This window comes from Psychrobacter sp. DD43 (assembly GCF_904846555.1).
Taxonomy (GTDB): domain Bacteria; phylum Pseudomonadota; class Gammaproteobacteria; order Pseudomonadales; family Moraxellaceae; genus Psychrobacter; species Psychrobacter cryohalolentis.
Genome location: NZ_CAJHBE010000011.1, coordinates 1 through 23038, shown reverse-complemented (window position 1 = coordinate 23038; position 23038 = coordinate 1). Strand labels below are relative to the sequence as shown.

19 protein-coding genes are annotated in these 23038 nt (G+C 41.2%); 9 read left to right on the top strand and 10 right to left on the bottom strand.

Annotation, left to right across the window (positions count from 1 at the left end):
* Positions 1-108 precede the first annotated feature (108 nt).
* On the bottom strand, positions 109-1227 hold the full coding sequence (locus JMX89_RS07435) for an energy transducer TonB (protein ID WP_201551279.1): 1119 nt from the start codon (positions 1225-1227) through the stop codon (positions 109-111).
* 438 nt (positions 1228-1665) lie between these two features.
* Positions 1666-2379, bottom strand: coding sequence for a phosphatase PAP2 family protein (locus JMX89_RS07430; RefSeq protein ID WP_227673042.1), 714 nt, complete (start codon positions 2377-2379; stop codon positions 1666-1668).
* 463 nt (positions 2380-2842) lie between these two features.
* Between JMX89_RS07430 and JMX89_RS07425 the strand changes: the two genes are divergently transcribed.
* From JMX89_RS07425 to JMX89_RS07405, 5 genes are all read left to right on the top strand, one after another.
* Complete coding sequence (locus JMX89_RS07425) at positions 2843-4561, top strand: phosphoethanolamine transferase (RefSeq protein WP_201551277.1); 1719 nt, start codon at positions 2843-2845, stop codon at positions 4559-4561.
* A gap of 43 nt (positions 4562-4604) precedes the next feature.
* Complete coding sequence (locus tag JMX89_RS07420) at positions 4605-5291, top strand: response regulator transcription factor (protein WP_149491567.1); 687 nt, start codon at positions 4605-4607, stop codon at positions 5289-5291.
* 93 nt (positions 5292-5384) lie between these two features.
* Positions 5385-6701, top strand: coding sequence for a sensor histidine kinase (locus JMX89_RS07415; RefSeq protein ID WP_201551276.1), 1317 nt, complete (start codon positions 5385-5387; stop codon positions 6699-6701).
* 171 nt (positions 6702-6872) lie between these two features.
* The gene (locus JMX89_RS07410) at positions 6873-7316 is read left to right on the top strand and encodes a diacylglycerol kinase (protein WP_133104295.1); all 444 of its coding nucleotides are present in this window, start codon (positions 6873-6875) and stop codon (positions 7314-7316) included.
* Positions 7317-7363: 47 nt separating this feature from the next.
* Positions 7364-8083 carry a PAP2 family lipid A phosphatase gene (locus JMX89_RS07405; protein ID WP_201551275.1) on the top strand — a complete coding sequence of 240 codons (720 nt, stop codon included), beginning with the start codon at positions 7364-7366 and terminating at the stop codon, positions 8081-8083.
* A gap of 189 nt (positions 8084-8272) precedes the next feature.
* Here JMX89_RS07405 and JMX89_RS12910 read toward each other — a convergent pair whose 3' ends face one another.
* From JMX89_RS12910 to JMX89_RS07370, 8 genes are all read right to left on the bottom strand, one after another.
* Positions 8273-8752, bottom strand: a complete 480-nt coding sequence (locus tag JMX89_RS12910; protein WP_265088683.1) for a hypothetical protein — start codon at positions 8750-8752, stop codon at positions 8273-8275.
* A complete protein-coding gene (locus JMX89_RS12905) occupies positions 8725-9447 on the bottom strand; it encodes a M14-type cytosolic carboxypeptidase (RefSeq protein ID WP_265088682.1) in 723 nt (240 codons plus the stop codon). The genes JMX89_RS12910 and JMX89_RS12905 overlap by 28 nt, the downstream gene beginning before the upstream one ends.
* Positions 9448-9782: 335 nt before the next feature.
* A complete protein-coding gene (locus JMX89_RS07395) occupies positions 9783-10814 on the bottom strand; it encodes a hypothetical protein (RefSeq protein ID WP_201531804.1) in 1032 nt (343 codons plus the stop codon).
* A 116-nt stretch (positions 10815-10930) separates the two neighbouring features.
* Positions 10931-11401, bottom strand: coding sequence for an acyl-CoA thioesterase (locus JMX89_RS07390; protein WP_201531806.1), 471 nt, complete (start codon positions 11399-11401; stop codon positions 10931-10933).
* A 97-nt stretch (positions 11402-11498) separates the two neighbouring features.
* A complete protein-coding gene (locus tag JMX89_RS07385; protein WP_201531808.1) occupies positions 11499-13205 on the bottom strand; it encodes a fatty acid--CoA ligase in 1707 nt (568 codons plus the stop codon).
* A 48-nt stretch (positions 13206-13253) separates the two neighbouring features.
* Positions 13254-14456, bottom strand: coding sequence for a 3-oxoadipyl-CoA thiolase (locus tag JMX89_RS07380; protein ID WP_201531810.1), 1203 nt, complete (start codon positions 14454-14456; stop codon positions 13254-13256).
* Positions 14457-14537: 81 nt separating this feature from the next.
* A complete protein-coding gene (locus JMX89_RS07375; RefSeq protein WP_201531832.1) occupies positions 14538-16148 on the bottom strand; it encodes a 3-hydroxyacyl-CoA dehydrogenase in 1611 nt (536 codons plus the stop codon).
* 89 nt (positions 16149-16237) lie between these two features.
* Positions 16238-17014 carry an enoyl-CoA hydratase gene (locus tag JMX89_RS07370; protein WP_201531812.1) on the bottom strand — a complete coding sequence of 259 codons (777 nt, stop codon included), beginning with the start codon at positions 17012-17014 and terminating at the stop codon, positions 16238-16240.
* 313 nt (positions 17015-17327) lie between these two features.
* On the opposite strand from JMX89_RS07370, the gene JMX89_RS07365 reads away from it, so the two are divergent.
* The 4 genes from JMX89_RS07365 to JMX89_RS07350 all read left to right on the top strand — a co-directional run bounded on the left by JMX89_RS07365 (position 17328) and on the right by JMX89_RS07350 (position 22977).
* Positions 17328-18482, top strand: coding sequence for an acyl-CoA dehydrogenase family protein (locus tag JMX89_RS07365; protein ID WP_133104286.1), 1155 nt, complete (start codon positions 17328-17330; stop codon positions 18480-18482).
* A gap of 109 nt (positions 18483-18591) precedes the next feature.
* On the top strand, positions 18592-19857 hold the full coding sequence (locus tag JMX89_RS07360) for an MFS transporter (protein ID WP_201531814.1): 1266 nt from the start codon (positions 18592-18594) through the stop codon (positions 19855-19857).
* Positions 19858-20054: 197 nt separating this feature from the next.
* On the top strand, positions 20055-20900 hold the full coding sequence (locus JMX89_RS07355; RefSeq protein ID WP_011513564.1) for an IclR family transcriptional regulator: 846 nt from the start codon (positions 20055-20057) through the stop codon (positions 20898-20900).
* 448 nt (positions 20901-21348) lie between these two features.
* Complete coding sequence (locus JMX89_RS07350; RefSeq protein ID WP_201531816.1) at positions 21349-22977, top strand: chromosome condensation regulator RCC1; 1629 nt, start codon at positions 21349-21351, stop codon at positions 22975-22977.
* Positions 22978-23038: the final 61 nt, after the last annotated feature.

The window sequence follows — 23038 nt, the reverse complement described above, 5'->3', positions numbered from 1 at the left end:
ACTCCTAAAAGCAGTTAAGTAGCTAGTGAGGCTGACAATACATTTTTTATGAACACATTCTTCATATAGTCGGTTTAATCAAAAAAGGAAAACGAGCTATTACTTAGATTAAGGTCGCTCATATATTAATGACATCGGTACAATGCCATTAACAGGTCGCTCATTTTGTTGGAACGGTTTAAGTTGTCCTGCTCTGACTTGAGTCATCGCTGCAATATCGATAATCTTATTATCCGATGATTCGAGCAATTGCACATCCGTAATGTAGCCGTTTTTATCGACATGAAGCTCCAATAATACAGTGAAGATATCGCCTGATTGACTAGTCACTTCGCGCCAAATCGCCGATGGTAGGTCTGTTTCAGGTTTCTTCTGATCAAGCCAGCTGGCTTGCTCCTCCAAAAAGTCAACTGCCTCATCATTGAGATTAAGCTGTTTTCGTTTCTCATTACTCCTGCCAGCCTGCGCTTGCAGCAGCTCTTGTCCTTCGCGTTTTCTACCTTCTTGCCACTGACGTGCTTGATCACGATTGAATTGTGCTGTCACCGATCGGATTAACGACGCTATATCTATTTCTTCTTCAGCCTTAATCCTAACTGTTTTTCTCGTCTCTTTTACGACCAGCCCTTCCGTTGACATATCTGTTGATTCAGGGCTGACCTGTTCTGTCATCGCTTGAACCAAGGCTACAAGATCCTGTTCTTCTTCCGTCATTTTTTTGGCAATTTCTTCCGATTCTTTGGTCGTATTTTTCTGTACCAAGACTGGCAGTTGAGTTTCTTTTGTTATCTTAGTCTTTTCTGGATTTGACTGATTTTTTATTGGATCAGATGTTTGTTTTTTTGGTTCAGAACTTAAAGGTTTAATAGAATTTAGCGGTTTACTAAAGGTTGGCTCTGACACAGCATTTACTGACTTAGCTTCTACCTGTTTAGTATCTGATAGTTCAGCGGATTTTTTCTCTGATTGTGGCAGTCGTTGAGGAACAGAGTTAGATTTTGTAAGGATATTTTCGGCACGACGTTCTTCAGTAGCCGCTGCGGATGATTTTGGCAATGTCACTAGCTCTAATTGGATTGCCTGAGGCTTAGCCGCTTTAGCCTCTAAAGTTTCAGGGCTATCCATAGATATCACAGCCCATACAGTAAGACCGTGTAATATAATCACAAAGATAGTTATCCAAGCACTGATAGAGCCGCTGAGACGGGTAAATGGATGTAGTATCATGATGATGTATTAGGCAGCCTATTAGAAATAGCAGTTGAATAATTGTCCATCAACGATAGCAAATATTTGCCTATAAGCGTCAGATTATATAGTAATTTTTATGGAGTGCTGAAGTAGCTTATTGTGCTTACAGTGATGAATGTATCTATTGCAAGAGCAGGACTGATATTACAGCCGGCTTTCATTATTAGTGAAGCGCTTATGAGTGGTAAAGTGGTCGTAGTGTTGCTAAAAATTGCACTGAGGCTTTGGGCTTATATGTAGTTTATGCCCACATTCAACTGTTACCACAGAAGGTGAGATGCTTTGTTGATTTTATGGATGGGTATTATGGTACACCACTGTACTGGGACAAGCCTATGACTAAAAACTAGCCATACGTTATTAATGTTAAATATGAACGATAATATTTTTTTGGCGTTAATACCTTGAATTTACTTAGATTAACAATGGCAACTGATAAAATTCAGCATATATCGAGGTGCCGATCAGTACACATACAATATTGAGCCAGACCAGACGAACCTGAGTAACTGACCAACTTATCTGCCAATCAATTTTTTCACGCGTCCTTAGCCACTCTGTCACACTAATCGCTACTGTTAGCCATAATGCGCCTACCAAATAACCTCCCAGTACATCGCTCAAATAATGCTCATTCAGCAAAATCCTGCTTAATCCTACCAATAGTGAGAAAAAAACAGTAATCACAGCTATCCGAACTTGCGTGGCAAAGTTGCGACTAAAACGAATGGCCATGTAAGCCAGAAAACCATATAACGCAACCGTAACCGTCGCATGTCCACTGGGAAAAGAATCTGTCTGCTCAAACAATAAAATATCTACTGGTCGCGTGCGATGAAATAATAGCTTGCTGAGGAAAGTAAATATCGTACTTCCTAAAGTGGCTATTAAGAACCCTACTAATATATAGGGTTGGCGAATCACCCAGCATAGGATACAGACTAGTAATACGATTAAACAGGTCGTTGCAGTAGAGGCAAAGCTAGTAATAAAAATAAAAAACGTCACTACAGGCGACTCACTCAGCATACTCATCTGCTGTGACACAAAAAAATCCGTTGCCACAATAGCATCTGACGTAACCACATCTTCAACCAAACCAAAAAACAAAGCTAAGATATAACCCATGACTAAAAATAAAACCGTCAGAGGCAATCCATAAAAGTGCTGTACAGTGAGCCTTTGCAACGAAGCATGATACAGTTTTGGATAGTTATTTTTTAAGCGAGTGAGTCGCTTGCTTTTTCCAAAATATTGTTCGAGCACCGTCCAATATGTCGGCACCTGATTCAGTACCTTCTGACCATAGCGAATTATCACATAGTGTAAAACCCATAAAACAACCACCACTAATAGAATAAAGACTCCTAAAAGGAACAACTGCTGATTTTTTTGGATAAGCGTAATCATGAATGAGAAGTCTCTTTTACAGCCGTTTTTGTGAGTATTTTATGAGTTTTTAGAGTATCAGATATAATCTGTATCTTCGTTATCTATTATGCATCTAATATAGGCTTCTTAACATCTTCTTAACAGGGTAATTGCTACCTTAGAGAATAAAATTTATCTCACTCTATTAAGAAGTCTGTGTATGTCAAAACACTTAATTACCGATCTAGCCATTGCAGAAACCCATAATATAAGTCTTGCTAAAAATAATAATGAAACCTTCGATAAAAATAAATTTTATCATCGTGAAGTCAATCTTACTTATCTGATTATAGTGGTTACGCTCTATCTCGTTGCTACTGCAAATATTGGCTTCTTTAAACAAGTATTAACGATCTATCCGTTTGCTGATAACATTGGTTTTATCGTTTCTCTGACTGGCTTACTGTTTGGGCTGATGTGGTTGTTGTTTCAGCTATTATGTTATCGACCGACGGCAAAAGTAGTGCTCATTGCTATGGTGCTGATTGCGGCAATATGTGGTTACTTCACCGATGCTTATGGAACGATATTTGACACTGGCATGTTGGTTAACAGCTTGCAGACAGACCAAGCAGAAGCGATGGGTTTGATAGCACCAAGCTTTATTGTTCGACTGCTACTATTGGGTGTGCTACCTGCTTTTTTGATTAGTAAGATTCGTATAAAGCGTTTGTCTATAGTTCGCTCAATCGTGCAAAAGACAATCACCTTGATAACGTCTATTGCGATAATAGCGGTTTGCCTATTACCATTTGGAGATCAATACGCCAGCTTTTTCCGCCAGCATAAAATAGTGCGTAGTTATACCAATCCTATTACCCCTGTTTATTCTGTTATCAAACTCGGTACCGATTACGTCGATGAGCTACGCCGCCCTGATACCTTGATACTGCATGCGCCAGATGCAAAGCGTACCGCAGCCGTCAGTAGCACAACGAAACCTAAGCTGATGGTGTTCGTAGTCGGTGAAACGGTTCGCGCTGACCATATTGGCTTGAATGGCTATAAACGCGATACGATGCCGTTACTAGCCAGCCAGCCGGATACCTATAGCTACAAGCATGCGACCTCTTGTGGTACGTCAACTGCTTATTCAGTACCTTGCATGTTCAGTTATGCAAACCGAAGCGATTACGACGTTGATACTGCTGAATATAATGAAAACGTGCTTGATACCCTCAATAAACAAGGCGTTAATGTTATCTGGCGGGACAATAACTCTAGCTCTAAAGGCGTGGCAGATCGAGTCACCGTTGAGGACTATAAAACGCCTAAGCTAAATCCTAATTGTGATATTGAATGTCGTGATATTGGCATGTTGGACGGTTTTGATACTTTAGTTAAGTCGGACACAGGTGTCAAGACTGCTGCGAAGCCACAAGATACACTGATTTTATTACATCAAATGGGCAATCACGGTCCTGCTTATTACCAACGTTATCCCAAGGAATTTGAAGAATACAAGCCAGTCTGCATGACCAACGAGTTATCTAAGTGTGATGCTCAATCCGTTGTAAATGGTTATGACAATGCGATTCGCTATACCGATTACTTTTTAAATGCCGTCATAGATACGCTAAAACCCTACGAGCAAGATTATGATGTGGTGATGGTATATATTAGTGATCATGGGGAAAGTCTGGGTGAAAACAATGTATATTTACATGGTCTGCCGTACGGTATTGCGCCGAATGCGCAAAAACAGGTGCCAGTCATTATTTGGTCACCTAAAAACAATGGCATCAATCCTAAGAGTCTGTCTAATATGACCAATCAGCCAGTGTCACATGATTTTATTACGCCAACCTTATTGCATTTTTTTGGTATTACTACTCAAGAAGTAGCGTCAGAACCAACCTTTTTTAAGACTACCCATTAAACTATTTTTATTTAACTCACGCTTTTTGTAGATAGTAGCCATTATGTATAAGATACTTATTATTGAAGACAATCCTGATATCGTAGCCAATATCTATGCTTTTTTTGAGCCAAAAGGTTTCGAGTTGGACAATGCCCATAATGGTCTGAGTGGCTTAGCACTGGCATCAAGCAATCGCTACGATGTTATATTGCTCGACGTGATGCTTCCCGGTATGGATGGTACTAAGCTGTGCAAAACGCTTAGAGAAGAGCTGCATGATAAGACGCCCGTATTGATGCTGACCGCGCGTGATACTGTTTTGGATAAGGTTGCAGGGTTTGATAGTGGTGCGGATGATTATTTGGTCAAACCTTTCTCATTGGTTGAATTAGAAGCTCGCATCAAAGCATTAATACGCCGCCATCAAGATGAACATTTTCAGCACAATATAGAAGTTGGCAAGCTGTCTCTAAATACTGAGGAACACAGTATCAAACGAGAAGACAAACCATTAAAACTAACCCCAACGGGATTCAAAATCTTACACACTCTGATGATTGCCTCGCCTCGGGTAGTCAGTAAAACTGAGCTTGAGGAAAAAGTATGGGGACAAGATGTGCCAAGTAGTGATGCGCTTCGCACCCATTTGCATAGTGTGCGTGCGCAAGTTGATAAACCGTTTGATAAAGTCATGATAGTAACAATGGCTGGTGTTGGTTACCAAATTATTGACCCAGACAAAATTTGAAAATTCATAATACAATTTAAAGATTGAAGTTTACTATAAGTAGTTACGCCTGTACTTCCCTATATATTACCTGACTCTAAATAAGCACCTGCCATGTTCACTATAGAATCCATCGCTAATAAGTTTCGAATCTCCTATTTGTTATTTGCCTTACTGCTTTGCACAACGTTCGTCAGTATTTTTATGTACGCTGAGATGCGAATCGAACAGGACTTAGTGAAAGGGCGTCTTTTACAACAGCTGCAACTTAGTCAAGAAAAAGAAGGCGAACAGGCGGCTTATACAGCAAATCCTGGTATCAAAATTTATCGTTATGACAGTGCGCCTGAAAATTTAAAAGCGATAGCAAACGGAACTGTTCAAGAGATGCAGGTAACCGTGAACAATCAAACGGGCGACACTGAAACGAATCTTCATTTTTTTGCCCATCAACAAAATGAGCAAAAATATATTTTGACCTACTTAGAAGGGTCTGAGATGGTGATGGAAAACTATCCTGTTTTAGCCATCTTCGAAGAGTTAGAGGATATATTTGCAGATGCACTAAAAATTGCGGTTATTTTGAGCTTGCTTATTGCAGCGCTATTCTCTTACTTATCCTCTAAGCAAATCATTAAGCCTTTACTGGATTTAAAGCAAGCGGTAGAAACCGATCATCAAAACCTCACTGACTTAACCCATCTACCCTCAGAAGTTGGGGTATTAGCACGCGCTATCGATGAAAAAAATCATAAACTAGAGCAATATCTAAAACGCGAGCAGCTATTTACTGGCGATGTCAGTCATGAATTACGCACACCGTTGACCATTATCATGGGTGCATCGGAGGTACTAGCCTCACAACTTGAAGACCACAGTCGCCTGAGCGAATTCGCCAACCGTATTAGTACGACCGCCAAAGAAACTTCTGAAATCATCAGCGCTTTATTACTTTTATCACGCGCGCCTGAACAGCTGGACACACCGCCAACTTCTATCAACACCATCGCCCTTGATGAAGTGACACGCTTAACATATTTGCTCCGCCATAAACCGGTAAGTTGCAAAATAGTCGCTGAGCAAGATTACATAGCAAATGTCCGCCCTGAGCTGCTAAAAATGGCATTAGGTAATTTAATAAAAAATGCGTTTCAATACACAGATGATGGTGAAGTCATTGTCACTATCGATGCTGAAAAAATTACGGTGACTGATACTGGTCTTGGTATTCCCGAAATTATGATGCCTTTACTCTATGAGAGATTTGAGCGTCTGAATGACATAAATACCAGCGATCAGGTAGAAGGTAGCGGTTTGGGTCTTAGCATTGTGCAACGTATCATGACTCATATGGACTGGGAGCTTATGCACCAAGACAATGCTACAGGTGGTAGTACGTTTAGCATTTATTATAATAAATGCCGTATATAAGTCTTCACTGTATTTCATGAATCAACCAATCAATATTGTCTTAACGTTTTCTTAATATCCCCTGTTTTATACTGTTTCCATAAGAACAGTATGCTAATTTTTTTTGATTATTTTTTTAATTACTCAAAACATCTAGCGTAACTCAATATCTATGAGTATTAAGAATTCAATATGAATACAATCAACTCTGAATCAAAAAATCAAACGACGGCTACTCAACTGCTTGCACCTAATAGTTATGCCAGTCTTGCCAAAGGCAACAAAGGTCTTTCTCGTATTGTTAAAGCCGCCGGTTATTCTTTAGATGGTTTTAAAGCCGCTTATAAATATGAGGCGGCTTTTAGACAAGTATTCTGGCTTAATAGCGTCTTGTTAATGGCCATCATACTTATACCTTTTGATATCAGCATAAAAATGATGCTGACAATCACCTGTTTTTTATCCCTTATCGTTGAGCTGTTTAATACTGGTATTGAAGCCAGTGTTGATCATACCTCAACGAACCAACATCCACTCGCTAAAATAGCTAAAGATGTAGGTTCTGCGGCGCAATTTTTGGCGTTATTGCTTTTGTTTGTCTTATGGGTAATGGCGTTATGGAACCTTTTATATTAAGTAGGATTCAGAAATTTTCGACTTAATATAGTTTAAAAGGAGGCTCAATGACGCTAGCAAAAAACACAACTGATTGGACGTGGCTCAAGCTGCTGTGCTTAACGATTATTGCGACATTGACGTTTGAGCACAGCCAATTTGACGTTCGTATTAGTGAGCTTTTCTATACGAATGGACATTGGCTTCTTGAAAAAGGCGCGCAGCCTTATAGATTTATCTTTTATGATTTTCCAAAATTATTATTAATATTATTTGGCGGCTATTTAATAATGGTATTAATTTGGCACTATTGGCAACGTCGATACGCTAATACTGTGAATGCTAAAGTGTTTTTTATTAGACCAATCGCAGCATTGTCTAGCCGAGAAGTAGGTTATTTATTAATCACTATCATCATAGTACCCACGGTTATCGCAACCCTTAAGAGCTTTACCCATGTTAGCTGCCCAAATAGTTTATTTCTTTTCAATGGTGATTTACCATATCTCAATCTTTGGCAAAACATACTCGCTAAAACGCCTGCGAAGTGCTTTCCAGCGGCGCATGCCAGCGCAGGATTTTCTTTATATGGATTGGCATTTTTACCGACAGTACAGAAATATCGCTATAAAATTTTTATACTCGTCACAGTTTTAGGATGGACGATGGGGCTATATAAAATGGCATTTGGCGACCATTTTTTTAGCCATACTTTAGTCTCGATGTTGTTATCATTGACGCTTGCCTGCGCGCTTGCCAGCCTATTTTTCAGAAGGTCTTTAAAATAATAAACTTAGACAAGTTATGAGTTGCATTGTGATAATGCCATTGGAAGATTGTCTTGGGGCTGGCTTGTAATATCTTAGATATAAATATAAAAAAGGTTGCGATCGCTATTTGTAATATAGCGATCGCAACCTTTTTATGATGGTTTTTCTTATGTGGTGTTATAAAGTTAGGATTAGAGAAGCTATTAATTAGCGTAAATCATCAACGACCGCTAACATGGCAACTAGCGACGCTTCTCCCAACTTAATAGAACGCTCTGGTGACCAACCCGTATCTGCATCAGGTACATTATTGTTATCTATGAACGGCATCTCTAAAGTATTGGCTAGGCAGTCAAAACGTTCGGCCACCCAGTGAGTTGCGAGCGTCATATTCGCTGTACCCGGTGCATCAACGTCATAGCCTTCTTCAGTCTGAAAGTCAGCACTGGCCAGCTTTAACACTTCTGCAAATCTATCACGTAGTCGCGCGAGCCGGTCGTTATAACTTGGGGTACCTTGAGAGCCAGCAAGGAACACAAAAGGTATCTCTTCATCACCGTGTACATCATAAAATAGGTCAACACCGGTCGCTTCCATTTTCTTAATAACATGAAACACTTCAGGGCTTTTTTCTAAACTCGAATTTGACCAAGCGCGGTTTAGGTTCGTTCCGACTGCTTTGACCAAGCGCGGTTTAGGTTCGTTCCGACTGCATTGGTACGTAGGTGACCACGTACACTGCCATCGGGGTTCATATTCGGCACAATATAAAAGTTTGCTTTATCTAATAATAATTTGCCAGTCGCATTATCACCGTCTAATAAGCTATACATGAGACCTTCGACCAGCCATTCAGCCATAGTCTCACCAGGATGCTGACGCGCTGTGATCCAAATGTTACGCTTACTCTCGTCACTACTGCTATCGCCATCACTAATTTTAACTAAGGTTAAGTCGCGCTTATCAAGCGTTTCACCTAAATGCTCTAACGTCACAAATGGGTGCATTTGTACAGCGGCTAATAAATCTTGATGACGCTCATAGCTGTAAGGGGCAAAAAAAGCAATTTGAATGGTTTCACATTCCATGTCTACGTTTATTGTCAGCTTGCCGTCTTTATAAGAGGTGGGCAGGCGGAACCAATACTCACGATCATAGGAAGCAACTGCTTGATAACTCTCCCACCCTCCAGGAAACGCGGCTTCCCCTGCATTTAGGATATTGAGCACATATTGCTCGCCAATCTGACCGGTTATACGAAAGTTAAACCATTGAAAAAATTCGCCACCGACGTCCGGACGAATAGCCAATTGGATATCTTTTTTATCTTCTAAACTAATAACCTCAATATTGCCCGCATCAAAATTTGCCGTGATATGCATAACCTGTCCTTAATCAGTTTTTATGGTAGTGCTTTAAAGAATATGTCGGAATGCCAGATAGTGTAATAGTGTAGCAGTCAACGCAAAAATGAGCTATGCCGAAGAACGCTAAAGCTTAAATTTGGCATAGCCGTATATAAAAATCCCATTGCACCTGCTTGCAGTCACGCTAACAACCTTTTATCCTTTCGCTCTTTACTACCATAAGTAACAAGCTTTATGCACCTTTTCTGCAACCTGTTATATAAGTACTAACTATATAATCATGATTTAGATGATGGCATATAACTTTAAACGACATACTATTCAGCTATTCGGCTTAGAAATTATTTAGCTTAGAAGCTATATTTGGCCATGATTTCGACTTGCTGACCTTTTTTTACTTGCGATAATGTCTTATCGCTTCGATCTCGCCACTCAATACCAAAATCGAGATCTGGTAAATAATTATAGACAAGGTTTATACTTTTTACATTGACGGAAGTATCAGCCGCATCATCTACATTAATCTCACCATAACGCATATTACTCAGAAGCTTCTCTGTAAATTTATGTCTATATCCTACCGTAAAGCCTGTTTGCGACACAAGTTCGCCGTTTTCAGCATCACAATCTATAGCTCCAGTTGCCCCAAGCATTTTTCCGACACATACTGTCGAATAGACGCCCATCCCTTTACCATTGAATACGCTCGCATGTAATGAGTCATTACCCAGTTTGAGTTTACCGGCCAAAGAAGCACCGACACCGACATCTGAATCGTTTCCATTTTTAGCCTCACGTGCAGTGACCGCTAAGTTATAGCTAAGATCAGATATGTTATTTTTATAGCTGACCACCATATCGGGCAGATTAGCGTCCTCATAAACAGGTTGTTGAGCGGTAAAACGAAGCCCTTTATGGGTATAATGCACCGTCAAATCTGGACGGATATCAGCGCCCCCACCTGAGATAGTTCCTAATCCCGTACCTCGAAAATCGAGCTGTTCAGTCAAAAGCGGGTAGACCGCCAAGAACTGCCCGTTCCATGTCTTTCCTACGGTCAAATCGTTGACCTGAACATAAGCATGGCGAAGTCGCAAGTCTGAACCGTCATTTGCGGCATTGCCATAAAAATCCCCTTCGATAAAACCCGTTAATTTTTTATCCTCTACCTTCTTAGTGGTTTTCAGATTAATCCGAGATTGCCGTGCATTGCCTTTAAACTCTGACTCGCCTTCATCTGGAGAATAAAATATACCTTCGGCTTTAACATAACCACCGATACTTAGAGTAGTATCTGCATTTGTGACGAGATCTATGGCTTGTGCTTGTGCACATACCCCAAGAACCGCCAAACCAAAAGACAACTTTTTGATATAAAGCATGATCTATACATTCCTTGTATTGTTTGAAAATTCCTTTAAATGCCTATCGCTACTGTATTTTTTTACCTCATAAATACCAGTACTATCTCCTTGTACAAAAACACTTGTCTCCTATTTTATTGAACCCTTTCAAAATCACTAATAGCGGCTTTTTTTGTCTCGTCGATATTTTTCTTTTGTCCAGTGGCTTTATCAAGATATACCAGTACTGACTCACCGCTAGCAACGATAGTATTCATAGCGGTACTATAATAGGTATATTCATGAATCAAGCTGGCATTGCCAATTTTCTTAATTCGAACCCCAATCCATAAGGTATCGGGATAGATTACTGGTTTGAAATATTGGCAGGATGATGCTGCCATGACTGAAAAAGTCTTTTCATTGAATAGATTTAATTGACTGTTATAGTGGATACGAGCATTTTGGGCATAAGTGTAATAGACCACATTATTGACATGTCCAAAAGAATCCATATCGCCCCACTCTACTTGTTGAGAGTAAATAACCGCAAAACCATGCATAGGATGGTTATTGTCTTTATTAAGCGTCTCTTGTATTTCTGGTAATTTTGCTAAATCTTTCATAGTTATCTCGTCTAGTCGCGCCAATGAACATACCTATTCAAATTATCAGTAAGCTGCATTAACTGTTTTTTTGCAGTCACTGATATAGTTGTTTGGGCTAAATCAATTTTTCTACGTACATCATCCGCATTCTTTTCTTATCAAGCTTACCCACACTGGTCTTCGGCATTTCTCTTAAGAACTTTATTTCACTTGGGACGCCATACTTTGGTAAATAGCCTTTTTCAACTGCTTGATGACCCAATGCTAAAATCTCCTCCGCTTTAATATCGGTATGATCAGGTTTCAGGACCACTAACGCTAGAGGACGTTCGCCCCATTTTTCATCCGCTACTCCAATGACGGCCACTTCAGCAACGCAAGGATGGAATGATAAAATATTTTCGACTTCAAGCGAGGATACCCATTCGCCACCTGACTTGATGACATCTTTGAGCCTATCGGTAATTTTGAGAGTACCATCAGCGGTAATACAGGCAATATCTTGGGTATGCATCCAGCCACCGCGCCATAACTCATCGCCAGCATCTGGATTCTTAAAATAGCTTTGGGTCAGCCAAGGCGCTCGAACGACGAGTTCGCCGGTCGACTCACCATCCATCGGTAAAGATTTGCCGTTCGCATCCCAAAGCTCCATCGATACCAGCATAATTGGTGAGCCAGAAAGACAACGATAATTAATCTCTTCTGTCGTCGTCATAGCACTTGTCTGATCGCCGAATGCCATTCTGGCGAGTACAGGACATGACTCTGACATTCCAAACCCCGAGATAAACTCTATGCCACTTTCAATAGCGGCTTCAGCTAGAGCTTCGTTTAATTTGGAGCCACCTACTGACAATTTAAGACCGTTAAACTTGCGTCCTCGGGTGGCCATTTCTTTGATTAACATTTGTAAAATGGTTGGGACACCATGTGATAGCGTTACCTTATACTGTTCAATCAAGTCAACCAATACTTCGGATACATAGCGCCCTGGATACACTTGTTTGAGCCCTATCATGGTTGCCCCATACGGCCAGCACCATGCATGTACATGAAATAATGGCGTCATCGGCATATAAACATCATTGTAGCGAGCACCTTGACCTTCGGCGCTGAGTGCAGAGGCCAGCGTACTCGATAGCGTCTGCAATACGATCTGTCGATGGGTAAAGAAAACCCCTTTTGGATCGCCCGTCGTACCACTGGTATAAAATGTGGTAGCGATAGTATTTTCATCAAAATCGGGAAAATCAAACTCATCACTGGCCGCGGCTAGCATTGCCTCATACTCACCTTCAACATAATCTGGCATATTGGCTTGCTCAGTTTTTGTATAGTTTTTTGTATCGTCTTCACCATACTGAGCGTCATCCAGCCAAATAATTTTCTCAATAGAAGGGGCTTCATGACGATAGTTTTTAGCCATTGGCTCAAACTCAGCATTAAGTAACAAGGCTTTTGGTTTGGAATGGTTGATGGTATACAGCACTTTATCTTCAGCCAAACGTACATTGACCGTTTGCAAAATCATTCCAGACATAGGCACAGCAAAGTACGCTTCAAGGTAACGATGACTGTCCCAATCCATAACAGCAACCACATCACCTGCTTGCAAACCCATGTTTTTAAGTACGTTTGCCAAGCGATTAACACGCTTAAAAAATTCAGAATACGTATAAGTAACCTTATCCGCATAACTAATGGTTTGATCTTTAGAGGCGATTTTTGCACGGTTTAGTAGCTGTTTGATAATCAAAGGAAAACCATAGGCTTCTTGAGCTTGCTGGTAATCCTCATGTTGGTTAAGTATCGTAGTCATTATGGTCATCCTTGAAATTAAAAATATATGGCAAAAGTATTGAAAGGGTTAGACTCGTTCAATCACCATGGCAAGCCCTTGCCCAATGCCAATGCATAAACTGACCACCGCGTATTTTTCGCCCGTACGCTGTAGCTCACGCGCCGTACTTAACGCAAGTCTTGCGCCTGATGCACCCAGCGGATGACCAACGGCAATCGCACCGCCATTGGGGTTGACGCGTTTGTCATCAAAGTCAATTTCTAAACCTTTTAAGCAGCCAAGTACTTGCGAGGCAAACGCTTCATTAATCTCAATAATGGACATATCATCAAGGGTCAGATCAGCACGTTTCAACGCCAGTTTAATGGCCTCAACAGGTCCTACGCCCATAATACTCGGCTCAACACCCATAGCACCGGATGAAAGAATCTTGGCAATAGGCTTAAAGCCCAACTTTTCCTCCGCCTGCTTTGAGCCAATAATTAAAGCCGCTGCGCCATCATTGATACCTGAGGCATTACCTGCTGTGACGACACCTTCATTGTTTAAAGGCTTAAGTTTTTGTAACGCTTCAACAGTAGAGCTGGCACGAGGATGCTCATCTTCCGCTATCGCTTTTTCGGGTAATTTTTTACCTTGCGATACCATAATTGGTGTTATTTCATCATTGAAGAACCCAGCTTGTTTTGCCGCTTGGTATTTGGCTTGCGAGGCCGCTGCGAATTTGTCTGCTTCTTCGCGAGTGATACCGTATTTGAGGGCGACATTATCACCCGTTTGCGGCATGCTATCGCTGCCAAACTGTTTTTCGATGATAGGATTGGGGAACCGGCTGCCAATAGTCGTATCAAATACTTTAAACTCACGACTGAAAGGCTGCTCAGTCTTAGCAAAGACAAAAGGTGCGCGGGTCATGGACTCAACGCCCCCTGCTAAAAATATATCCCCTTCATGACAAGTAATACTACGAGCGGCATCAATGACAGTAGATAGTCCTGAAGCGCATAAGCGATTGACGGTTTGACCGGGTGTTTTGACATCTAACCCTGCTAATAACGCAGCATTGCGGGCGATATTGCGTGAGTCCTCACCAGCTTGATTGGTATTACCGATCAGCACTTCATCAAAGATATCATTAGGTAATTGATGCTTTTCGACCAAAGCTTTCATTACTGTCGCAATCATGTCATCAGGACGAACGGTGGCTAATGCGCCTCCATGGCGACCAAAAGGGCTTCTTAATCCGTCATAAATATAGGCATCTAACATAACTTTTCCTTGTTGTGTTTTGAGAGTTTGTCTTATTAAGATATATGGTTTAGCAAGATTGCTAGGTTGTTGCTATTAATATTAATAATTAGTTTGCTGAGTAAATAGCGAAATACCTAGCGTGGCGCGGCGTTGTAACCATGGACTAGGACGATAACGCGGATCACCCGTTAACCCATAAATACGCTCTAAGATAAGTAAGATTCTCTGAGCCCCAAGCTCGTCCCCCCATGAAATAGGACCATATGGATACCCTAATCCAAGCTTGACGGCATTATCGATGTCTTCAGGAGACGCAATACCTTGCATCGCAATATCACAGCCTAAATTAATCACCATAGCCACGACTCGCTGCGCCACAAACCCAGTGCTTTCAGTAATTAGCGTGGCATCGACAGCAACCTGTGTAATGGCTTTGTCCTCAACTAAACGGTTATCTGTTTTTCTACCAAATAAAGCATAAGCTTGTGCAATAAAGTTATCTTGGGTGACAATACTTGGCATCAAGGTACGATGCTTAGATAAGTCAGTCAGCATATCAATGGCGACTGCTTGGTTAGGATTGACTTGATAGCGAATAGCAGCATTGGTGGTATCCTCGCCATAGATTGCCAGCAATACTAAACTATCAGGGTTTGGCTTATCATTATCGTCGATAGTAATACCATTAGCGTTTAGATGATCAATCAGCTGTTGTCTATCTTCTGCTAAATCTGCGCCAATCCAAACTGAGATATTTGAGGTATCAGACCCTGTTTTAAGAACTAATGATTCAAACAATGATTGTTCAGACGTATCTGCTGGCACTTTTTGACCGTCTTGTTTTTTATTTTCTGTGTAGTGATAAAAGCCTTCACCAACTTTACGCCCAAGCTTGTTACCCGTTAGCATTTGACGGGTCAAGGGATGCGGACGATAGCGAGGCTCAAAGTAATATTGATTATAGATTGACTCCATAACCGGATGAGAGACATCGATACCCGTAAGATCAAGCAGCTCGAATGGCCCCATTCGAAAGCCAGCGCCGTCACGTAAAATACGGTCGATACCCTCAAAACTTGCAACTCCCTCGCCTAATATTTTCAACGCTTCTGTACCGTAAGCTCTACCGCCATGATTGACGATAAATCCTGGGGTATCTTTTGCCACTACCCCTAAATGTCCCATGCGTTTGGCTAAAGACGTCAGCGTCTCAACCACTGAAGGTTTGGTAGAGATACCGGGAATCACTTCAACGATTTTCATTAAGGGTACTGGATTAAAAAAGTGAAATCCTGCCACACGCTCTGGGTGCTCGCAATTAGAAGCAATCGCGGTCACCGCTAGCGAGGAGGTATTGGTTGCCAAAATCGTCTCGGCAGGAACAATGCTTTCTAATTGTTTAAAAAGATGTTGTTTTATTTCTAAATTTTCAATAATTGCTTCAATAACGACATCAGCCTCGGCAATTTTGGCTATATCTTCAATTACGATCAGATTTTTCAAAGTAGATTGCAGCTGCTCATCGGTGAATTTACCTTTGGCGGCTAGTTTTTCGAGGGTAGCTTGAAGGGATTGGCGTCCTTGCTCAGCAGCGCCTGCCTTGGCATCAAATAAAAGTACCTGAATGCCTACTTGGGCGGCGATTTGCGCAATACCCATACCCATAATACCGGTGCCGATAATGGCCAATGATTTAACAGTCATAATAATCCCTTATATGGTCTTGTTACTTTATGCGCTCTTGTTAAATAGTCTCGTTTTCAGGGTTGCTTAGCTATGTCTTTCTATGATTCAACAAGCTACTGCCCTTTGTATTCAGCACTACGCTTTTCTAAGAAGGCTTTTGCCCCTTCTTTTTGATCTTCGGTATCAAACAAGATTTGAAAGGCTTTACGCTCTAAAGCCAACGCGGCTTGTAATGGCATGTCCACCCCGAGATTGGCAACTTCTTTGATTTGGGTTAAGGCAATAGGCGAATAACTCGCTAGTTTCTCCGCAATTTCGATAGCACGTTTGATAGTCGTTTCATCTTCGACTACTTCAGAGACTAGCCCCATTTGATCTGCTTCATCAGCGCTTATCATGTCGCCCGTTAATATCAGCTTCATGGCTTTATGTTTGCCAATTACTCGAAATAGCCGCTGCGTACCCCCTGCTCCTGGCATCAGCCCTATTTTTATTTCTGGTTGGCCAAACTTAGCAGACTTGCCAGCGACAATGATGTCGGCATGCATAGCAAGCTCACAGCCGCCGCCAAGGGCATAGCCATTGACTGCTGCAATAATCGGCTTGCGACAATTGGTGATGGCATCCCAGTAGCGTTCGCTATGACGCAAATACACATCGACTGTTTTCGCGGTTAAAAAATCATTGATATCAGCACCGGCTGCGAACACCTTATCGCCACCTGTCAGCACAATAGCCTTGGTATTCACATCGTCGTTTAATTTGATGAAAATCTCTGCCATTTGTTCGCGTAGTTCAGTGTTTAAAGCATTGCGAACTTTAGGACGATTAAGTCTTATCACACTAACGCCATTTTCTAATGTTTCACAAATAATGATTGGCTCTTCCATGATGCTATCCCTTAAACAGTGTCCTTAGGTAAAGTACATCAACCCTTAAAAAACACTAGTAATTATGATAATTAATACCGCATAGCGATATTTAAGACCAATATATACTGTTTATTTTCCTTTGTGAAGGGTAAATCTTAGTTAAATTGAGAAATAAACCAACCATTTAAACTTTAATTTTTTAATAAATACCGCATTGCGGTTATTTAAACCAAAACTATTGTAATTTCATAAACTATCAATTATGCTGTTTATTCAAGGCAATTATGAAGCCGCTATCAATTTGAATATCAATTAAACAAGGAAGAATCACATGATCAGAGATAAGGACGTTCTTAACCAAATCACCGACACTATCCGCCAATTTGTGAATAACCAATTAATACCGATGGAACACTGGGTAGCAGAAAACGACCGTCTGCCAGACGATATCATCAATCAAATGCGCGAGTTAGGGCTGTTTGGACTGACTATTCCTGAAGAGTATGGCGGGCTTGGCGTTACGATGGAAGAAGAGGTCACACTGGCATTTGAATTAGGGCGCACCTCTCCTGCTTTTCGCTCATTGATAGGGACAAATAACGGTATCGGCTCATCTGGACTAGTCATCGATGGTACTGAAGCGCAAAAACAGAAATATCTACCTAGACTTGCCAGCGGTGAAATCATCGGCTCATTTTGTTTGACCGAGCCGGATTCTGGCTCAGATGCCGCTTCATTAAAGACCACTGCTATCAAGGACGGTGATACCTATATTATCAACGGTACTAAGCGTTATATTACCAATGCCCCTGAAGCTGGCGTGTTTACTGTGATGGCGCGTACTGATCCGCAAAATAAAAGATCGGGTGGTATTTCAGCCTTTATCGTTGAGAGTGATACCCCTGGTATTACTTTGGGTAAAATTGACAAAAAAATGGGGCAAAAAGGTGCTCATACCTGTGACGTCATCTTTGATAATTGTGTCGTGCCTGCTGATGCTTTGATTGGTGGTGTCGAAGGTGTAGGTTTCAAAACCGCGATGAAAGTACTTGATAAAGGACGCCTACATATTGCTGCAGCGAGTACCGGAGCCGCTACTCGCATGTTGGATGATGCATTACATTATGCCGTTGAGCGTAAGCAGTTTGGGCAGCCCATTGCCAATTTTCAACTTATTCAAGCGATGCTCGCTGATTCAAAAGCAGAAATTTATGCGGCTAAATCTATGGTATTAGACGCCTCACGCCTGCGCGATGAAGGTAAAGATGTCGTCACTGAGTCCTCCTGTGCCAAGATGTTTGCCACTGAAATGTGTGGCCGCGTTGCTGATAGAGCCGTGCAAATTCATGGCGGTGCGGGTTATATTGCCGATTATGGCATTGAGCGTTTTTATCGTGATGTGCGCTTATATCGTTTATATGAAGGTACGACTCAGATTCAGCAGATTATCATCGCCCGTAATATGATTAAAGAAGTAAGTGAATAGTAGTTTGTTTGATGAGCTAGGCGATACCGGTATTTGCTAGGACGTGAATACCGTCATAAAGACACTATCAAAATAGTTTTTTATTCTCACAACGATAAGGATATGTATTGTGAAAAGTGCGGCTATAACTTCGAATCCAAGCTTAAATTCTGCTAAGAAGCAACCTTGGAAACTGGCCTTTGTATTTTGTTTTTTAGTCTTGTTATGTGATGGGGCTGATATCGGTATTCTTGCCTTTACGCTTTCAAGTTTAAAACAAGAATTTGGATTGAGCAATGTACAAGCAGGTGCTTTGGGCAGTTGGTCATTATTTGGCATGGCAATCGGCGGGTTCTTTGGCGGCTGGGCCTGTGATCGTTTTGGACGGGTACGGGTTATCGTGATTGCGACCGCACTCTTCTCTGTATTATCAGGTTTTAGTGGGTTTGCGCAGAGCTACGAACATTTTGTAGCATTACGGTTCACCGCATGTTTGGGTCTTGGTAGCTTATACATTGCGACCAATACGTTGATGTCTGAGATGGTCCCTACTAAACATCGAACGACGGTGCTTGCGATGTTGATGACAGGGTTTACTTTAGGCTCTCTCGTTATTACGAGCCTGTCTGCTTGGATTATTCCTAGCTATGGTTGGCGCACTCTATACCTCTTAACCTTTATACCTATTATTCTTGCAGTATTGATGTATTTTCTAGTGTCTGAGCCCCAGTCTTGGAAAGAGTCACGTGCCCTTAAACTTAGTGGCGCAAAGAACTCACTTCAAAAACCTGAAAACCCTTACAAAGCCATATTTGAGAATCCAAAGCATCGCATCATGTTTATTTTATGGTCTATGAGTTCAGGGCTTTTATTATTTGGTTATTTTGGCGTAAGCAACTGGTTACCGTCTTATCTAGAAACTGAATTAGGTATCAAGTTTAAAGAGATGGCTATCTATATGGCAGGTACTTATCTGACTATGATGTTTGCCAAATTAGTCGCAGGTATTGTGGCTGATAAGATAGGTCGCAAAATAGTGTTCGCCTTTGGTACGATGGGTACGGCACTATTTATACCGGTATTGGTCTACATGCATACGCCAGAAAACATCGGTTGGTTAATGATAACCTTTGGCTTCTTATATGGTATTCCTTATGCGATTAACGCCACCTATTTGACCGAAAGCTTTCCGACTGCTATTCGAGGTACTGCTATCGGTGGTGCATTCAATATCGGACGACTGGGCTCAGTCATTGCACCCGTCGCTATTGGTTATATGGCGATGCAAAATTCTATCGGCGCAGGTTTATTGCTGATGGCAGGTGCGTACTTCTTATGTGGTCTTATTCCGACGTTGTTTATTAAAGAACAACAGTATGACCCACAAAAAGCATAACATTATTCAATATATATACCGCATAGCGAAATAGCTTATAATAGCTGTGCCAAGTATTTTAAATGCACCTTTAAGATAGTATGGTTAAAGGTGCATACTATTATTAGCCCAAAGTAATTTATTCTGATAATAAAATACGATAAGCAGTATGTTGACCATTACGTTTGTATTAACTTAATTGAGAATAAAAATAATATATGACAACTAAAAACCTTATTACCGAAGGCTCGGCTAACACAACACATATCGAACTGCTAGAGCCGATTGCAGAGATGCGCGATAAGAATGATCGGCAGTTCGTTACCGCGTTGGCGCGAGGGCTAGAGCTACTTCGTTGCTTTACCCCACAGCGTCCTTATCTTGGTAATCAAGACTTAAGTCAATTAACAGGACTGCCTAAAGGCACGATTACGCGTCTTACTTATACTTTAGTTAAGCTCGGCTATTTAAAGCAATCAATAAATAGTAGTAAATATCAATTGTCTGCCGGTGTCTTAGGGTTTGGCTATACGATGATGGCGAACATCTCTATCAACAATCTAGTAACGCCATACATGGAAGAATTAGCAGAGTATGCAAATAGTGCGGTTGCCATGGCCACTCGCGATCGACTAACGATGGTATATTTGAATGTGGTGCAAGGTGATGGTACTACGACTATGCGCCGTAATGTCGGCTCATACTTGCCTATTCACTTAAGTTCGATGGGCAGAGCCTGTCTAGCAAGTATGCCGCAGGCTGAGCAAGAATTTATCCTTGATGCCATTCGCACTAAGTACAAAGAGGATTGGATAAAGATTAGAAGAGGACTGGATAAAGCTTTTAAAGATTATGAAGATTATGGCTATTGCTTTTCAATTAGCGAATGGCAAAAAGATGTCAATGCAGTTGCCACTGCTTTAATGCACCCTACTGAGGGTTTACTGACTTTTAATTGTGGCGCGCCAAATTTCGTTTTGAGCCGTACAAAACTAGAGGAAGATGTTGCCCCTCGTCTACTTCATATGAAAAATAGTATTGAGAGCAATCTTTACATTAGCTAGATAATGTCATTAATGATAGAGATCGCATAATTATTAACACTATAAGTGAGTATGCGATTTTATTATTAACTCAGTATCATGGAAACATACATATAACGCAGTGGCATGATCCGCGCTTTTACCATACTTCCAGATAGGCGCCTAGTCGCTATCTTTACCACCATATCATAAAGTCTTATTAAAGCTCTCCTCGCTACAGCCCTATAAAAATACTGATAACAAATCCCTATAAGTACCACCTCATCTGTACGCCGCCATTATCATATTTGCTGCTCTGATCCGTAACATAGCATATCTAATATACTGCCATCCTAATTTACATATTGATAATAGTTATCGTTTGTAATATTATTCGCTTAAATTATTACAGTCACTTTACTAAGTGCCCCTATCTTAGGATTGGCACCGCTACCCCTTTTATTTTTATTGATCACTGATTGAGACATTTATGCGTTTATCCACTCTGACCCAAGCAGTCGCTTTGATTACCGCTACTTTGATGTTGACTGCTTGCGGCGATGATTCTGATGTCAGCACAGAAATCATTGATGGGACACCGCCACTTTTGACAACGGATAGCAACTTTTCGAGTGGTTATAGCGCAGTTGCGGCCGTATTTGTCTCAGGTCAAGTGCAAGATAGCGGTGGCATAAAGTCTGTGACTTATACATTGAACGGTAGAGCACCTCAATCACTAACTATTGACACAAATGGTTATTTTAACGATCGCATCTTGTTAGATTTAGGCGAAAACAGCATTGCCTTAGCCGCCACTGACAATGCAGGTAATATCATGCGCTCAACCAAAAATATGTATCTGGGTGATACGGTGGCAGCTGGTGGCTCACATACCGCAGCCCTTCATGATGGGCAGCTCTATGGTTGGGGTCGTAATAACTATGGGCAAACAGGCACCGCATATACCTCGACATTCACTGATACTATGGGACATCCAGAGTTACCGACACTCATGAATAATGCCCCAAAAAACCTAATATCTATTAAATTTAATCAAAACCACTCACTTGCTATCGATAATAAAGGTCAAGTTTATAGCTGGGGTAATGATGCTTATGGACAATTAGGACGTGGTCAGTCAAATCGTCATTCTTGTGTTAAATCCGCTGATTGCCGTCTTGATATAAGCGCGATTGCCGGTATTGATAATGCGGTTATGTTAGCGGCTGGTTATAATCATAATTTGGTGTTGACCAAAGACGGCAGCATTTGGGCATTTGGCGCTAATGCTCAAGGGCAGCTCGGTAATAACACCGCTATAAATAGCAGCATACCAGTCAAAGTTGACTTTTCGGCGTCAGAGGGCGTCGGTCATATCATACAAGTCGTAGCCAGTAGCAGTAGCTCATATGCCTTAGATGATAAAGGTCAGGTATGGGGTTGGGGCAGCGACGCGAGCGCCAATCTTGGGCGCAGTCAAGCATGTGATAAAGCCAACAATTGCATCAATATTACTAATAAACCGGTACGTATCAATGTCATTGCACAGGATTTGGCTGATAGTACTGCTCAAAGGGTAGAAAAAGAAATAATCACTCAGCTTGCTGCTGGTAAAGATCATGTTTTAGCACTGACCAACAAAGACTCTGTCTATGGTTGGGGGCTAAATGCTAGCAGCCAAATAGGCTACAATGGAATTGGCTTTAAAAATACTGTCAACGCTTGGGCAAGCACCATAACTGCGCCAACCAAATTGCCTTGGTTTGCAGGTCAAGAGGTTCGCCGTGTCTACGCCAATGGCAATGCCAGCTATGTGCTGTTGGACAATGTTGCAGCAAATAATAGTAACACTCGAGCATCAGATGGCATCCTTTATGCTTGGGGCATGTTTGGTGAAACAGACGGCAAAGGCAAAACAAGTTATGAAAACTTAAATGAACCAACAAACAAGCTGACCAGCTTAAAAAACATCGATAATATGACGATGGGTACAATGCATCTGATTGCACATGAAAAGCCACTCAATCAGAACAATGGCATACCTTTTAAGAACGGCAATCTATTTACATGGGGCTGGAGCTTTGAGGGTTCATTAGGTAATGAAAATATAGCGTATTAAATATAAAAGTGTTATAGGATAAAACATCTCAATAGATATACTTAATCATTATGACTTACTC

Excerpts from the sequence above, each read along its gene's own strand:
- JMX89_RS07425 (WP_201551277.1), top strand. The coding sequence starts at position 2,843 with ATGTCAAAACACTTAATTACCGATCTAGCCATTGCAGAAACCCATAAT.
- JMX89_RS07365 (WP_133104286.1), top strand. The coding sequence starts at position 17,328 with ATGATCAGAGATAAGGACGTTCTTAACCAAATCACCGACACTATCCGC.
- JMX89_RS07415 (WP_201551276.1), top strand. The coding sequence starts at position 5,385 with ATGTTCACTATAGAATCCATCGCTAATAAGTTTCGAATCTCCTATTTG.
- JMX89_RS07420 (WP_149491567.1), top strand. The coding sequence starts at position 4,605 with ATGTATAAGATACTTATTATTGAAGACAATCCTGATATCGTAGCCAAT.
- JMX89_RS07410 (WP_133104295.1), top strand. The coding sequence starts at position 6,873 with ATGAATACAATCAACTCTGAATCAAAAAATCAAACGACGGCTACTCAA.
- JMX89_RS07405 (WP_201551275.1), top strand. The coding sequence starts at position 7,364 with ATGACGCTAGCAAAAAACACAACTGATTGGACGTGGCTCAAGCTGCTG.
- JMX89_RS12905 (WP_265088682.1), bottom strand. The coding sequence starts at position 9,447 with ATGCATATCACGGCAAATTTTGATGCGGGCAATATTGAGGTTATTAGT.
- JMX89_RS07380 (WP_201531810.1), bottom strand. The coding sequence starts at position 14,456 with ATGTTAGATGCCTATATTTATGACGGATTAAGAAGCCCTTTTGGTCGC.
- JMX89_RS07430 (WP_227673042.1), bottom strand. The coding sequence starts at position 2,379 with ATGGGTTATATCTTAGCTTTGTTTTTTGGTTTGGTTGAAGATGTGGTT.
- JMX89_RS07350 (WP_201531816.1), top strand. The coding sequence starts at position 21,349 with ATGCGTTTATCCACTCTGACCCAAGCAGTCGCTTTGATTACCGCTACT.
- JMX89_RS07395 (WP_201531804.1), bottom strand. The coding sequence starts at position 10,814 with ATGCTTTATATCAAAAAGTTGTCTTTTGGTTTGGCGGTTCTTGGGGTA.
- JMX89_RS07355 (WP_011513564.1), top strand. The coding sequence starts at position 20,055 with ATGACAACTAAAAACCTTATTACCGAAGGCTCGGCTAACACAACACAT.
- JMX89_RS07370 (WP_201531812.1), bottom strand. The coding sequence starts at position 17,014 with ATGGAAGAGCCAATCATTATTTGTGAAACATTAGAAAATGGCGTTAGT.
- JMX89_RS07390 (WP_201531806.1), bottom strand. The coding sequence starts at position 11,401 with ATGAAAGATTTAGCAAAATTACCAGAAATACAAGAGACGCTTAATAAA.
- JMX89_RS07435 (WP_201551279.1), bottom strand. The coding sequence starts at position 1,227 with ATGATACTACATCCATTTACCCGTCTCAGCGGCTCTATCAGTGCTTGG.
- JMX89_RS07385 (WP_201531808.1), bottom strand. The coding sequence starts at position 13,205 with ATGACTACGATACTTAACCAACATGAGGATTACCAGCAAGCTCAAGAA.